The sequence below is a fragment of the Bradyrhizobium vignae genome, assembly GCF_004114425.1.
In the GTDB taxonomy this organism is placed as follows: domain Bacteria; phylum Pseudomonadota; class Alphaproteobacteria; order Rhizobiales; family Xanthobacteraceae; genus Bradyrhizobium; species Bradyrhizobium vignae.
The window spans coordinates 1-14348 of sequence record NZ_RDQF01000099.1 but is presented as its reverse complement, the minus strand read 5'-3'; the positions used below and the strand labels follow the sequence as shown (position 1 = coordinate 14348).

The following is a 14348-nucleotide window of genomic DNA, read 5'->3' as shown; positions in this document are numbered from 1 at the left end:
GCAAGCCGCTCGCTCGCTACGGCGCTCTGGAGGGCGCGCTTCGCGAGCGGCTTGCTCCGACTCGCGGCAGCCGATCCAGAAAGACACCAGGGTGCGCTTCAGTAACATTGTCATCTGAGGCAATATGAGGGGGCAGTTTTCCATGGCGCGCGACATCGTTCCTATTGAACTCCGATCAGGTGAACGCGAACCGCTCGCTGTTCTTCGCCAAGGATGGGCGCCCGTACCCCAAGGAGCTGATGGGCATCGGAGAGGTCCGCTCCCCTGAGGTCCGCCCCGTTCAGGATAGCCCGTGTCAAGGAGGCCCCGCCCAGCTTTGCCCTGAAGAGGTTAGCCAGGGTCAAAATGCGAAGCAGGCTGAGCAAATCTGGTCCGCTCTGGAGCGATGAGCGGACCTCTGTCAGAGCGGCGCAACTTCGCCCTTGGGCCAACTGCGGACGTTCCTTACAGACCTCGCGAGCATCGGCGCCCTCATGGCGCCAGCGCGTCGAGTAACATTTTGGCGTCCTGCAAGTCGGGCGTGCCGAAACCCTCGGTGAACCAGCCGTAGATGGGGGCGAGGAGATCGCGGGCTTCGGCGTTCCTGCCTCGGTCGCTCCAGAGCCGCGCGAGGCTTGTGGCAGCACGCAGCTCCAACGTCTTCGCACTCTGTCCGCGGCTGACTTCGATTGCGCATCGAAAACAGGCCTCGCTCTCGTCGGTTTGCCCGCAAGCCGCAAGCAGCCGACCCCTAAGGCTGTGCATTTCGGCCTGCCACCAAACTTCGCCGCTCACCGCTGTCAAGGCGAGCCCATCCTTTAACAATTCGAGCCCTTCGTCCGGCCTGCCGAGATCTGCTTTAGCGCTTGCCAAAACGGCCAGCATGTAAGGTCTGGTGACTTGGCGGACAGCCGAAAAGAGCGCGAGACCCTGTTCCATCGAAGCGATTCCGCGCTCGAGTTCGCCGCCATCCGCGGTCGCCCACCCCAAGAAGAAGATCCCAGCGCCGCGCATCATGGGAAAGTCGTGCTCTCGCGACAGTTCGATCAGCTCAGTTGCAAGTTCGCGGCAGGATTCTCTCTGGCGGCCGATCTGAAGGACGATCGCACAGAACCACATTGCTAGGGCGAGGCTGTACGGATGGGACAAGCTCCGAGCCAACGTGACGGCCTCGGCACTGAGTTTCATTGCCTTTTGAGGGAAGCCTAACAGCGCCAGGTTGATCGCGCCGGCCGCGTGAGCGCACACGCCAGGATCATGACCGCTGAACGCGAACGCGAGAGCATGATGCCGGGTGCAGTCGTATTGTGAAATGCCTTTTTGAGAATGATCGCCTGCGGCGGCCAAGTTGCCGCACCAAAGCGACGTCGCCCACTTCGCGTGATGGCCCTCTAGGACGAGATCATCAGCGCCCAAGCGCTGCGCGAGCCCGAGAAGCTCGTCGGCATGAGCGGTCGCCGCACGCAAGCGACCGGAGCTCATCGAATGATAGTAGAGGCCCCACAACGCCTTGAACCGCGCTGAATTTTCTTCACCCGCCTCGAGAGCGACGGCGCGGCTATAGATTGCTTCGACCTCCGATGACCCTGGCCCCTTCACCATCATAAGGGCCGGCCCGAGCTTGACGCATAACTCCAACTCTTTCGCTGCACGATCGGGCTTGTCACCGAGCTTGCTCAAGAGGTCCAGCGCAACGGAAAAGTGATGAATAGCCTCGGCGTGTCCCGAGCGCACCATCGCCAAATCCCCCGCCCGTTGCCAATACTCGACCGCGGCATCGCTGCGTCCTGCCGCTGTAAAGTGATGCGCCAACAGTTCCGGCTCGACCGCGGCGGTGGCGGCAAAATCATCGCGTAACACTTCGCCGACGCGGCGGTGCAAAACCTGGCGCCGGCTCTTAAGCAAATTCTCATAAGCTGCATCCTGGATCAGCACGTGCTTGAAGCGATAATCGGCATCGGGCGGTAGGCCCTGCACCAGCAGAATGTCCGCCTCGGCGAGCCGTTCCAGCGCAATCTGTAGCGGCCTGTCCTCCATAGCGGTTACGGCGCGAAGGAGTGTGTAGGAAAAGTCGCGCCCGATAACGGCACCAATCTGGGCCACCTCGCGCGCCGGGCCAAGCCGGTCGAGCCGCGCTGTCAACGATTGCTGCAGGGTCGGCGGAATCGCCTGGATGCCCCGCCCGCCGCTCTCCAGCAAGAGCCGTGTCACCTCCTCGACAAACAGCGGCACGCCGCCCGTGCGCTCGGTCACGCCGTCAACCACTTCCCTTGACAGCGCATAGCGAGAGGCAAGCTCGCCGACCATCTGGCGCACCTGCGAGCGATCGAGCGGAGCCAGGGAGATTGTGCTGTGATGCGAGCGCATGCCCCATGGCGGCCGGAACTCCGGCCGGGCGGTGCTGAGAACGAGCAAGGGCGCCAGCGCACCGCGTTCGGCGATGCCGCGCAACAGTTCGAGCGTGGTCGGATCAGCCCAGTGCACATCTTCAAGTGCCAGCACCACCGGCTGAGTTCGCGCGCCGGCCATGACCCAATTGGTGAGCGCTGTCAGCTGTCGGCGCCGCAATTCTTCCGGCTCTAAAGTGGGCGTACGGTCCTGCGGCAAGGGGATGTCCAATAATGGCGCGAGCAAGGTGACATTCTCCGCCGGGTCGAGTTTGACCAGCGCCAGCGTATTCTCCAGGTCCGCGAGACGCCGCTCGGCGGGTATGTCGGCGCCGCCGAAGCGCTGCCGACCCCAATCGGCGATCGGGTGCAGCGGCGTGTTCGGCAGAAGCTGCGAGCAACTCCATTCGACCCAAGTGTGCGGCACCTCGCGCAGCCGCGGGTGGAATTCCTCGATCAGGCGGGATTTTCCCAATCCTGGCTCGCCCACGATCATCACCAACTGACCGTCGCCCCGCCGCGCCCGCTCCCAGCGCCGCATTAACATTGCGATCTCTTCTTCGCGACCCACCAGCGGCGCGAGATGGCGCTGTCCCGCGCGGCGCCCGCCACCGCTTGCCCGTACCAGCCGGTACAGTGTCACCGGCTCCGGCACGCCCTTAAGTTCATGGCTGCCGCGGTCCTCAACGACGAACAGCCCGGCGACCTGGTGCTGCACCCGCGCCGTCACCACGACCGTACCCGGCTCCGCCAGCGCTTGCACCCGTGCCGCAACGTTCGGCGCGTCACCGTAAATCTCGCCCGCCGCATCGATCACGACCGCTCCGGTTTCAATCCCAATGCGCGCGTTAAGCGCTGGCTTGCCAGCCTCAGTATCCTTGCGGTTCACCTCGGCGAGTGCGCGTTGGATCAAGAGCGCCGCCCGCGCCGCGCGTTCGGCGTCGTTCTCCTGCGCCACCGGATAGCCGAACAGCACCATGAGCCCGTCGCCCAACTTCTTGGCGACATGGCCGCCCATTTCGGTTGCCGCAGCGCACGCGGCATCGAGATAACCGCCGACGAGGTCGCGCCACTCCTCGGCATCGAGCTGCGCGGAAATGCTGGTCGAGCCGACGAGATCACAGAACATCACCGTGACATAGCGGCGCTCGCCGCTGGCCTCGGCGGAGATCGGCGGTGGCGTCGCGGTGGGAATTGGCTCTGACGCGATGGGTGTACGACGCTGCGCTGCAGTCGCCCTGGCGGGTGCGGCTGGTGCGTTCTTCTCGATAACGTCGATGTCGGCAATCGCGCGCAATATTTTTCGGCGATCGCCGAGGACGACACCGAGCTCTTTCAGGTCCTGATCGGTCAGTTCACGAAGGACCAAGAAATCAATGCGGTTTTCAGCAAAACGCTGGGCGTACTCGGACATGCCGAGCTTTTCGAGCCAGTCGGCAACCTGCTGCATCGCGGCCCCCTAGGGACTTCACGCTATCCAGTCCGGACCGAGGGGACGGAAAGTCTACCACGCCCTCCAATTTGTCGCAGCGCCCGCATGCGGGTCCATCAGGGTTAAAACGCGAAAAACTCAACCTGAGCAATTCGGGTCCGCTAGATCCCGCGGAGCAGACCTCAAGGCGGCAAGCCGCCACTTCGCCGATGGGCCGATAACGATCCATGACGGAGCAGCGCCGTCAAGCTCACGTGGCTCTCTACCAGCCTAGACACAGAAGGCCACTTGTTGATACGCGCGTCGTGTGTCCTACGAGCGATACGCCGTCGAGATAGAATTCCGCACTATCAAACAACGGTCGCAACTGATCGGCAATTATTGTAAGTCCGCCGGACCGTTCCACGAGGGTCGGCGGAAAATGTAGGATAGGGATTTCAAGCATGGCAAATCGCCTCCGGTTCGCGGCGGCCCTGATTGGATCGATAACCATTGGCGTGAGCGACGCATCCTCGCATCATCCCGGAATCGGCGGTATCGGTGGCGCAGGCGGTATCTTCACGATAGGCGCTGGCACCCTCGACGAGGGCCAGTTCGCGTCTTCAACTTATGTCGATTATCTGCGGCTCAAACAACTGAGCGAACCGACGCTGCTCGCGAACGTCGGCAACGACGTCCATGGTTTGCAAACGGTCGAGAGCTACGCTGTTGCGCTTGCCTGTGGTATCACCAATGATCTCACCGTGTCCGTGCGCTTGCCGTGGGTACGCCGCACCGCATCCTCGAAGCCGTGCAGGAAGACCCGGCGGATCCGGCTGCGGTGCGTGACCGTGGCAATACATCGGGATTTGGCGATGCCACACTACTTGGACAGTACCGCTTCGTGAACAATCAGGTAAGCGGAACGCAAGCGGCAGTGCTGTTTGGGGTCAAGGCTCCGACGGGTACAACCGATCTCGTTGACAGGTTCGGTGAACTCTTCGAGGCCGAATTTCAGCCGGGATCGGGCTCTTGGGACGGGCTATTCGGCGCAGCGTTAAGCCAGCGTCTAACCTCAGCGTTGAGCTTCCATACCAACGTGCTCGCGATTGCTACTGGCACCGGAACGCAAAATACCAACCTTGGCAACCGTTTCCATTATAACGCCGCGCTTTCTTACCGGGTTTTCGGCGAGACCACGAGCGAGCCGCATACGCACGATCCACGGAAAGCTTATGCGCATGCTGGTCGTAGCCACTCGATGGTAACCAAGGCTCCGACTATCGCCGCACCGCACGGCCACATTGCGCTCGATGCGCTACTCGAGATCAACGGCGAATGGCATGGCAGACAGCGAATTGCCGGGATCAGTGATCCCAATTCGGGCGGCAACGCCATCTTCGTTTCGCCGGGTCTTCGGCTCACGGTTGATAACTGGTCGAGCTACGTGCTTGTCGGCATCCCAGTTGTCAACGACTACAACGGCGTGCAAGCCACGCCCGCATGGCGCACCTTGGTAGGAGTCTCTGCTGTCTTTGGACCGTGATCGACATGTTGAGCACGTGGGTGCTGAGCTTCTAGTGAAGTCGCGTCCGCTTAAAGATTGTTTTGATGCACTAGCTCAACGGTAGCTAGTTTCCCCCGACTTGGCGGCGGCGGAACTCGAAGATTTCCCTGCCATACTTTTCGGAGGATGCACCCGCTCGGTTTCGGTATACAATTCGTGCGGTTGCCCCACTTGCAGGAGGTAAGCCATGAATAGATTCTATGCTCTCGCGTCGGTTGGGTTCTGCGTAGCTTTGGCAGCCTTCACCACCACTTCGGCATCGGCTCTTCCAACGGAGGAAGTCCCGAAGACCGAACCAGATTACATCGCCAAGGTGAAGACCGCCGCCCCGCCGTCGGTCGTGAATAACGCGACGATCACCATGCCGCAGGCGGATGGGTCTTCTAAGACCGTCCAAACCGGATCGAACGGTTTCACGTGCTTTATCGGCACGGACGGAACGCCCGAATGCGACGACCAGAACGCCATGGAATGGCGCAAAGCTCTACAGGCCAAACAGGAGCCGCCGAACAAGATCGGCCTGATTTTCATGCTGGCCGGAGACACCGGCACGAGCAATCATGATCATGCCGAACGCCACACGCACAAGCATTGGGTCCAGACCGGCCCGCACGTGATGATTGTCGGGGGCGCAGCACGTGAGATGCTCAGTCCCTATCCGCGCGATCTGGACGTCAAGGACGCGACCCAGCCTTATGTCATGTTCCCCGGCAAACCCAATGAGCACCTGATGATTCCGGTGCACTCGCAAGAGCTTACCACGGGCAGCGCGCGGTGACGCGCGTGAACGCCGCCGTGCCTCGAGACCAGCGGCACGGCGAACGTCAGCTCGGGGCTTCAATGGGGGTAAAATCGAGTTAATCGGCTGCATGACGACGCACGTCGCCGTGTGGGAGTTGGGTCGCGAGCGGCAATGCTCTGACTGATCGTAGGATTTCCGTTTGGTCGTCGAAAGCTGACGTGCGCGACTTTGTGCGCCTCGCCTAGGCGACACTGCGCGTCGCGGCGCAGCCTGCGGCGCGCCGGATGCGTCAAGAGCTCGCCCCACAGGCGGAAGTGAGCGCCGGCATTCGCCTGCGCGACAGACCGCCACCTCTCGCACAGCAGATCAGCGAGATCTGCTCAGGGGTCATTTGGAGGCAACGGCCTCCTTGAACAGCTCAACCTTGCCGCACGTGTTGTCTGTCACCGCAAAGACCTCGTAGAAATCGATCTGCGGCTTCATGCCGTAGCGTTGGATGATGCCCTCGAGCCACGGCCCGGTGTAGAACGCCTTGGCGTCCTCGATGCGCTCCCACTGGTACACGCCGCCGGCCCAGCCGCTTTCGGACCAGATGAAGTGCTTGCTGATCAGCCCCGTCACCTCGCGGAAGTTGGGTGCGATCTTGTGAAAGTGTTCGCGACACGCGGCGCAGTCGATCTGCGGCGGCAGTTTGTATCGTACAACGGCGGTAATCATGCGACCTCCTTGAAGGATACCTCCGACCGCAAAATTGAGGCATTCCCGCGATCAAGCAAGCGAAGCGGGAAGTCGACATGGGTCAAAGGCGCAAAGCCGAACGAATCGTCAGTCCTCTACTGCGACAATCCGACTATTCCAGAGCCTGCTGGACCTAACGTTAGAAGTTCAGCCTCACCCTATAATAGTTGGAATAGGCATCCCTCAATTCGCGCAAGGCTACATGCTGGTGCGTTCGCACCCACCGAAAGATCCATCATCCGCTCTCGCCGATCGCGGTCAAAAGCGACAGACGCTGCCTTGAGCAGGTCAACACGATTGACGGGGGGCCTTAATCGCCGCGCAGCTTTCTGCTTTCAATTTTTTGCGGTAATGTGAATCGCTTCACGCTTATGTAGCAGACGGGCTCGCATGATGCCCGAAGAGAGGGGAGCTACGGCCCCGCAAAGCGCCACCCAGTTCCATTCCATTCACACGCGAGTTTGGGAGCGACACATGGAAAAGCGCGAAATTGGCAACAGTTTAACGAAAGATCTGTCCGAAGCGAAGCGGGGCGCCTTCTCCCGCCGCTCGGTGCTGTCGTTGGTTTGCACCCTCGGCGCCGCGGCGCCGTTTGGGATGTTCGGAGCGGCTCGCGCGCTGACTGCATCCGGGACTGGATCGCTGTCTTATATTCCGGGCGCGCCTTTTATTTGCCGCACCGCGGCGAACAGCGAAGAGTTGCAGGGCCCACCCCGGCACCTAAAGCTCGCCTGGAACGCGAACGCGGCGTGCACGGTCGCTGCGCCGGTCGCAAAAGAACGGGGTTTCTTCGCCAAGCACAATCTCGATGTCGATTTCGTCAATTTCGGCGGTTCGACCGACCAGTTGTTGGAGGCGATTGCGACTGGCAAGGCCGATGCCGGTTTGGGATTGGCCCTGCGCTGGCTCAAACCGTTGGAGCAAGGTTTCGATGTTCGGATCACCGCGGGTGTGCACGGCGGATGCATCCGGCTCCTCGGCTCCAAGGCCGCGAATATTGACAGCCTGGAGTCCCTGCGCGGCAAGGCTATCGCGATTAGCGATCAGGCGAGCCCGGCGAAGAACTTCTTTTCGATCTATCTCGCCAAGAAGGGCATCGATCCGGCCCAAGAGGTAGAGTGGCGCCAGTACCCGGCCAATCTGCTCGCGCTTGCCGTCGAGAAGGGCGAAGTGCAGGCGCTAGCCGAGATAGATCCGCTGCCCTACATCTGGCTGAAGGAAGGCAAACTCAACGAGATCGCGACGAATTTATCGGGTGAATTTGCCGACCGCACCTGCTGCGTTCTCGCGATACGTGGCAGCCTCACCCGAGGCGAAATGCCGGTGGCGGCCGCTCTGACACGATCGATACTGGAGGCGGCAGATCGAGTTGCCAGCGATCCCGCCGATGCCGCGGCAATCTATTCGGGCTACGGCGGGAGAGGGTCCGTAGAGGATCTCGCCACAATGTATCGTAGCCATACTCACCACAGGCATCCCGTCGGGGCGGAACTCAAGAAGCAACTTCTACTCTATACCGATGAACTCAAGGCAGTGAACGTCATCAAGCGAAGCACTGACCCGGCCAAGTTCGCCGACCGCATCTATCTTGACGTTCTAAGCTGAGCCGATTGGGAACATCTGCAGTGAGCTCGGTCATCGATGAAGTGCCGAGGCCATCAGAGAAATCGGGTTTCGGCTTTTTTGAAAGTTCAACAGCTCGGTCGCTAATCGGCGGACTGTCTGTGGCCGCCGCATGGTCTATGGTCGCCGCGCTCACTGCGTTCTGGCCAGATAAGCTCGAAAGCGATTGGGCCTACACGGGCGGCTTCGCCATTGCGTGCGGCGCATTGGCCCTTGTCCTTGCCTTGGCGGCCCTTGTCGGCGTTCGTTTCGTTGCTTTTCAGCGCCTCCAGCGGTTTTTTCCGTGGCTGTTCGCGCTGGCGGTGTTTTTGGCTGCTTGGGAGACCGTCACGGCAAAGCTCGGATTGCTGCCGTTGCCATTTTTTCCACCGCCGCAGGCGATCATCGAAGTCGTAATCGACGATTGGGGGCGGCTGGCTCAGGGCATCTTCGCCTCAGCTCGTCTGCTCGCGACCGGTTATTTTCTCGGTGCGGCGGTGGGGTTCGTAACCGGCGTCGCGATCGGCTGGTCGCGGCTCGCCGGTTATTGGATCCACCCAGTTTTGCGGTTCATCGGGCCGCTGCCCGCGACAGCTTGGCTGCCACTTGCATTTTTCGTTTTCCCGTCGAGCTTCAGCGCCAGCATTTTCCTGATCGCGCTCGCCACCGGGTTTCCGGTCACCGTGCTCACCTGGTCGGGCGTCGCCTGCGTGAAGAGCGCCTATTACGATATTGCGCGGACATTGGGAGCAACCCAGCGCTTCCTCGTGCTCAAGGTTGCCATTCCGGCGGCAATGCCGCATGTCTTTGTTGGCCTGTTCATGGGGCTCGGCAACTCGTTTGCGGTTCTTGTCGTAGCCGAGATGCTGGGCGTGAAGGCCGGGCTCGGCTGGTATCTGCAATGGGCGCAGGGTTGGGCGGCCTACGCCAATATGTACGCCGCGCTGCTGCTCATGGCGTTCTTGTGCTCCGGGCTGATCACGCTGCTGTTCCGCTTGCGGGACCGCCTGCTATCCTGGCAGAAAGGTGTAGTGCGATGGTAGCGGCAATCGCGAGCGATTACGCGGTCCGTGGATCGACGCTAACGCTCCGCGAAGTGAGCCATAGCTTCGATCTCGAAGGGCAGCCCCTGCCGGTATTGGACCGCATCAGCATGCAGGTCGGCCGCGGCGAATTCGTCGCGCTCCTGGGACCGAGTGGGTGCGGAAAATCGACCTTGCTGCGGCTGGTCGCGGGGCTCGACACTCCAACAGCCGGCTCCCTGCTAACGGAGGGAAGCGAAATCGAAGCACCCGATCCGTCGCGCGTCGTCGTTTTTCAAGACCCCACGCTTTATCCATGGCGGACGGTATGGAGCAACGTTGCGCTCGGTCTGGAAGCCCGCGGGTTGCTGCGCACCCATCGCGGACGTATCGAGGACGCGTTGCGCCTGGTGGGGCTCACGGGCTTCGCCCATGCCTACCCGCACCAGCTTTCCGGCGGCATGGCGCAACGCGCCGCTCTTGCGCGTGCGCTCGTCAACGACCCGAAGCTGCTCATTCTCGACGAACCTTTGGGCCAGCTCGACTCCCTGACTCGCATCGCGATGCAGGCGGAACTCGTATCACTTTGGCAACGCTCGAACTTCACGGCGCTGCTGGTCACGCACGATGTCGAGGAGGCACTCTTGCTCGCCGGCCGTATCATCGTGCTGAGCGAGCGACCGGCACGGATCAAGGCCGAAGTCGTCAACAGCCAACCCTATCCTCGCCACCGGGGCGATCCGCACTTCGTTGAGCTTCGTCGCGAGGTGTTCGAGCATCTCGGCCTCGATGAGGCATGGTAGCCGTCGAAAGGAGCTCGGCCGTGGCGGATCTTCTCATACATATCATAGAGCAGCCGCACGGCGTATTTGCCGCGATTGCAATGCGATTGCTTTAGCGGCTTGGTAGCCATGCAGACGAGGTCTAACAATCTGGGAAGCGCATGGAGACTTCGATGACCTCGGAATTCAACGTCCACAACGCTGCGGGCTATGAGCAACTCATGGGCCGCTGGAGCCGAAGACTCGCGCCGCTATTCATCGACTTCACAGGAATTGCCGACGGCGAAAGGATTCTCGACGTCGGCTGCGGCACCGGAAGCCTGACCTTCGCGCTAGCCAAAGCCGCCGACCTCGCCGAGATTGCCGCGGTCGACTATTCACCAGTCTTTGTCGAGGAGGTGATCCGGCGCAACACAAACCCACGAATAAAAGTCCGACAGGCGGATGCCTGCGCCCTGCCCTTCGAGGGCGGCACGTTCGATCGCGCTTTGGCGCTTCTCTTGCTCCACTTCGTTCCCGAAGCCGGCAAGGCAGTAGCCGAGATGCGCCGTGCCGTTCGGTCGGGCGGCGTGGTCGCGGCAACGGTGTGGGATCATCTCGGCGGCATGCCCGGCATGCGCATGATGGTCGACACGGTGGCGGCACTCGGAGAAAGCGGACGCGAGCTGCGCCGTCGCTATTGCTTTCAACCGATGATGCAGCCAGGCGAACTGAGACGGACATTTGCGGAACAGGGTCTCGTGGACATTGCGGAAATCGAGCTGATGATCCGAATGGACTACCAAGACTTTGCCGACTATTGGGCTCCGATTGCCGCTGGCGAAGGGCCGCTCGGCAAGTATGTGGCAGCGCTCGACGCTACGGAGCGAGCGCGCACCGATGCCGCCGTGCGCGATGCCTACGAGGCCGGCCGGCCCGATGGCCCGCGATCCTTTGCAAATGTCGCATGGGCCTGCCGTGGCAAGGTCCCCTGACTCGATCTCCTCCGAGGTCCTGAATCCGAAATCGTTCCCTCAACCGCGCAGCGGCGTTCGGAATTGTTACCGATGAGCGAGTCCGCTCAGGGTCAACAGCGGCGATTTGAGCCTCGGCCAATGACTTCCGGTCTGCCCCACACTTCCGACATGTCCTGCGCCGGGCAAACGCCCGGCAAACGGTCGCGAAGGGCCACACACGCAGACATTCCGCCGCGTTCAGTTGAAGATCAACTAGGCATCACACCGATCTGCTTCAGGAATCCGATGACGTCCTTTTCCGCCCATTTCTCGGCGAGCTTGCCGTTTGCGATGCGATGAATGGTTATTGAGGTCATCATTAAGTCGTTGCCGGTGCGCGGAGCTCCGGGCAGGTCGCCTTCATGCTTGCCGTAGGAAGTGAGGCGTGTGACGACTTTATCTCCTTCGGCAATTTGATCCTCGATTTTGTGATAGCCTGGCGTCGCTTTCCAGAAGATCTCGAAGACCTGCTTGAGGCCGTCGCGTCCCACCCGTAATCCGGGAAAAGGTGGGGGATTATGATCCTGATAGTCCTCAGCAACCAGTTCATCCATGGCGTCGAGATTGCCATTGTCAATCTCTTCGTAGAACCGGCGTACGATGCGCTTGTTTTCTTCGGTCGACATCAGACGCCTCCTTTCTCGCGGCCTTCTGAATTTGTCGCTCCACACCCATACTACCCTGGTTTCTGGGCGAACTCCTAAAATGCACGCGCAGAGTTGGTTGCTGGCGGTTCCGGTTAGGTCAACAGTGGCGATTTGAGCCTCGGCCAATCACTTCCGGCCTGCCCCACACTTCTGACATGTCCCCGCGCCGGGCAAACGGGTCGCGAAGGGCCACGAGCTGACGTTCGCCTCCATGCCACCAACCGCTGCGCTGGCTCGGAACCTGTCCCAAGCTTTTGAGTTGGTCTCACTCCCTTTTTGAGTTCCAAAAATGAAAAAGACCGCCGTCGGGGATGCCCGCAGCCTCGAACTGATGGTCAACGCGATTGTCGATTACGCGATCTTCATGCTCGATACGGAGGGCCTGGTCAGGACCTGGAACAAGGGCGCCGAGCGCCTCAAGTTCTATGCCGCCGATGAGATTGTCGGGAAGCCCTTCTCGATCTTCTACACGCCTGAAGATCGAGAGAAGGGTCTGCCGAGCAGAGCGTTGGCGACAGCCGCGGAGACCGGGCGCTTCGCATCCGAAGGCTGGCGAGTCCGGAAAGATGGCAGCCGGTTCTGGGCGCTTGTCGTTCTCGACGCCATCCGTGACGAGGAAGGCCGCCTGGTCGGTTTTGCGAAGGTGACGCGGGACATCACCGATCGGCAGCGGGCCCATAGCGACCTTCTGGAAAGCGAAAGACGATACCGCCGGCTTGTGGAAGCGGTCGTCGACTACGCGATTTTTCAGCTCGACCCTTCCGGGAATGTCGCAACGTGGAATCCCGGAGCCGAGCGCATCAAGGGCTATCGGCCGGAGGAGATCATCGGCCGGCACTTCAGCACGTTCTACACGCCTGAGGATCTCGAAAGAGGGGTGCCGAAAGCGGCGCTAGCGGAGGCCACCGAGAAAGGGCGGTTCGAAGCCGAGGGCTGGCGCATGCGCAAGGACGGCAGGCGCTTCTGGGCATCGGTCGTCATCGATCGAATTACGGACGAGAGTGGCGCGATCATCGGCTTTGCGAAAGTCACGCGTGATCTGACCGAACGCAAGCAGGCACAGGACGAACTTCAACGCGTCCAGGAGCAGCTCGTTGCCTCGCAAAAACTCGAAGCGGTCGGACAGCTGAGCGGCGGCATCGCTCACGACTTCAACAATCTTCTGATGATCGTCCTTGGCAATCTCGAGAACGCGGAGCGGAGCAGCCGCAATATCGGGGGGCCGAACCTGCACCGCGCGCTGACGAATGCGAAGCGCGGCGCTGAACGGGCTGCGGCACTGACAAGCCGGTTGCTCGCCTTCTCACGCCGCCAAGCTCTCGACCCGAAGCCGGTCAACCTCAATGGCTTCCTGAGTGGCCTCCAGGAGTTCCTTCAGCGCACCTTGGGCGAACGCATCGAAATTCAGACCGTCGGCGGAGCCGGCCTCTGGCAGATCGAAGCGGACGTCAACCATCTGGAATCAACCATCGTTAACCTGGCCATCAATGCCCGGGACGCGATGCCGAATGGCGGAAAGCTGACCATCGAGGGGGCGAATGTCTCCGTCGACGACGACTATTCGCGTATCAACCCGGAACTCGCGGCCGGGCAATATGTCGTCATCAGCGTGAGCGATACGGGCTCCGGCATGACTCCAGAGGTGCTCAATCGTGCATTCGAGCCGTTCTTCACCACCAAAGAGCCGGGGCAGGGAACAGGGCTTGGACTCAGCCAGGTCTATGGTTTCGTCAAGCAGTCGGGCGGACACGTGAAGATCTACAGCGAGGTCGGGGAAGGCACGAGCATCAAGATGTATTTCCCTCGCTACGCCGGCAATGCGCAACCTGCGCCCGACGATCCGGACGAGCTCATATCGGAAGGCGTGTCTTCAGAGACTATTCTCGTGGTCGAAGACCATGCCGATCTCAGGACCTACGTCTCGGACGTGCTGCGGGATCTCAACTACCGGGTTTTGTCAGCCGCTAGCGCGCAGGCCGCCTTGACCATCCTGCTGCAGGAGGATCAGCATGTTGATCTCCTTCTGACCGATGTCGTCATGCCCGGCATCAACGGCCGTGAGTTGGGAAAGCGCGCGCAGCAGATCAGGCCGCATCTCAGGATTCTCTTCATGACTGGTTACTCGCGCAACGCCGTCGTTCACCAGGGAAGGCTGGACGAGGGTGTCGATCTCCTGGAGAAACCGGTCACCCAAGCAAGGCTTGCGTTGAAGGTTCGCGAGCTTCTGGATCGAACCTGAAAAGCGCCAGATAGCCGCCCGAGTTATTAGATCTATCAGGTGTTGCTCGTGCAGTTTACGAGATCGATTGCCCGACCGACACAGACGCCCAGGCTCGGGCCGAGAAATTCTTAGAGCATGATGTTTTTATACGGAAACATAGCCTGAGTTTTTGAAGTAGTTGGTGCACTCCTCCTTGGAGAAGAGATCGAGGAGTTCACCAACCTTTCTCCAGGTTGCCTCCACGTCACGGGGCTC

The 14348-nt window shown here is 60.9% G+C and carries 12 protein-coding genes; 8 read left to right on the top strand and 4 right to left on the bottom strand.

All coding sequences use genetic code 11. The features are described from left to right. Positions 1-161: 161 nt before the first annotated feature. Positions 162-344: a pentapeptide repeat-containing protein gene (locus EAV90_RS41935; RefSeq protein ID WP_376707334.1), complete on the bottom strand. Its 183-nt coding sequence runs from the start codon at positions 342-344 to the stop codon at positions 162-164. A 127-nt stretch (positions 345-471) separates the two neighbouring features. Next, the gene (locus EAV90_RS37930; RefSeq protein ID WP_129146349.1) at positions 472-3816 is read right to left on the bottom strand and encodes an adenylate/guanylate cyclase domain-containing protein; all 3345 of its coding nucleotides are present in this window, start codon (positions 3814-3816) and stop codon (positions 472-474) included. A gap of 425 nt (positions 3817-4241) precedes the next feature. Here EAV90_RS37930 and EAV90_RS40280 point away from each other — a divergent pair, with 425 nt between their 5' ends. The 3 genes from EAV90_RS40280 to EAV90_RS37920 all read left to right on the top strand — a co-directional run bounded on the left by EAV90_RS40280 (position 4242) and on the right by EAV90_RS37920 (position 6122). Next, complete coding sequence (locus EAV90_RS40280; protein ID WP_208738583.1) at positions 4242-4685, top strand: hypothetical protein; 444 nt, start codon at positions 4242-4244, stop codon at positions 4683-4685. Beyond that, the gene (locus tag EAV90_RS37925) at positions 4682-5323 is read left to right on the top strand and encodes a transporter (protein ID WP_245509727.1); all 642 of its coding nucleotides are present in this window, start codon (positions 4682-4684) and stop codon (positions 5321-5323) included. The genes EAV90_RS40280 and EAV90_RS37925 overlap by 4 nt, the downstream gene beginning before the upstream one ends. Positions 5324-5531: 208 nt before the next feature. After that, positions 5532-6122, top strand: coding sequence for a hypothetical protein (locus EAV90_RS37920; protein WP_129146347.1), 591 nt, complete (start codon positions 5532-5534; stop codon positions 6120-6122). A 351-nt stretch (positions 6123-6473) separates the two neighbouring features. On the opposite strand, the gene EAV90_RS37915 is transcribed toward EAV90_RS37920, so the two are convergent. Then, the gene (locus EAV90_RS37915) at positions 6474-6803 is read right to left on the bottom strand and encodes a hypothetical protein (protein ID WP_122401621.1); all 330 of its coding nucleotides are present in this window, start codon (positions 6801-6803) and stop codon (positions 6474-6476) included. Between the two features lie 495 nt (positions 6804-7298). On the opposite strand from EAV90_RS37915, the gene EAV90_RS37910 reads away from it, so the two are divergent. The 4 genes from EAV90_RS37910 (at position 7299) to EAV90_RS37895 (ending at position 11204) form a co-directional block, all read left to right on the top strand. After that, entirely contained in the window at positions 7299-8429 is a 1131-nt protein-coding gene (locus tag EAV90_RS37910; protein WP_244607907.1) for an ABC transporter substrate-binding protein, read from the top strand. Positions 8430-8449: 20 nt separating this feature from the next. Continuing rightward, positions 8450-9469: an ABC transporter permease gene (locus EAV90_RS37905; protein ID WP_244607908.1), complete on the top strand. Its 1020-nt coding sequence runs from the start codon at positions 8450-8452 to the stop codon at positions 9467-9469. Next, positions 9463-10251 carry an ABC transporter ATP-binding protein gene (locus EAV90_RS37900; protein ID WP_122401623.1) on the top strand — a complete coding sequence of 263 codons (789 nt, stop codon included), beginning with the start codon at positions 9463-9465 and terminating at the stop codon, positions 10249-10251. The genes EAV90_RS37905 and EAV90_RS37900 overlap by 7 nt, the downstream gene beginning before the upstream one ends. A 152-nt stretch (positions 10252-10403) precedes the next feature. Next, positions 10404-11204, top strand: a complete 801-nt coding sequence (locus EAV90_RS37895; RefSeq protein ID WP_122406461.1) for a class I SAM-dependent methyltransferase — start codon at positions 10404-10406, stop codon at positions 11202-11204. A gap of 230 nt (positions 11205-11434) precedes the next feature. Here EAV90_RS37895 and EAV90_RS37890 read toward each other — a convergent pair whose 3' ends face one another. Continuing rightward, positions 11435-11851 (bottom strand): ester cyclase, encoded by a 417-nt coding sequence (locus EAV90_RS37890; protein ID WP_122401584.1) that lies wholly within the window; start codon positions 11849-11851, stop codon positions 11435-11437. A gap of 310 nt (positions 11852-12161) precedes the next feature. On the opposite strand from EAV90_RS37890, the gene EAV90_RS37885 reads away from it, so the two are divergent. After that, positions 12162-14111: a hybrid sensor histidine kinase/response regulator gene (locus EAV90_RS37885; protein ID WP_162500149.1), complete on the top strand. Its 1950-nt coding sequence runs from the start codon at positions 12162-12164 to the stop codon at positions 14109-14111. The last annotated feature ends 237 nt before the right edge of the window (positions 14112-14348 follow it).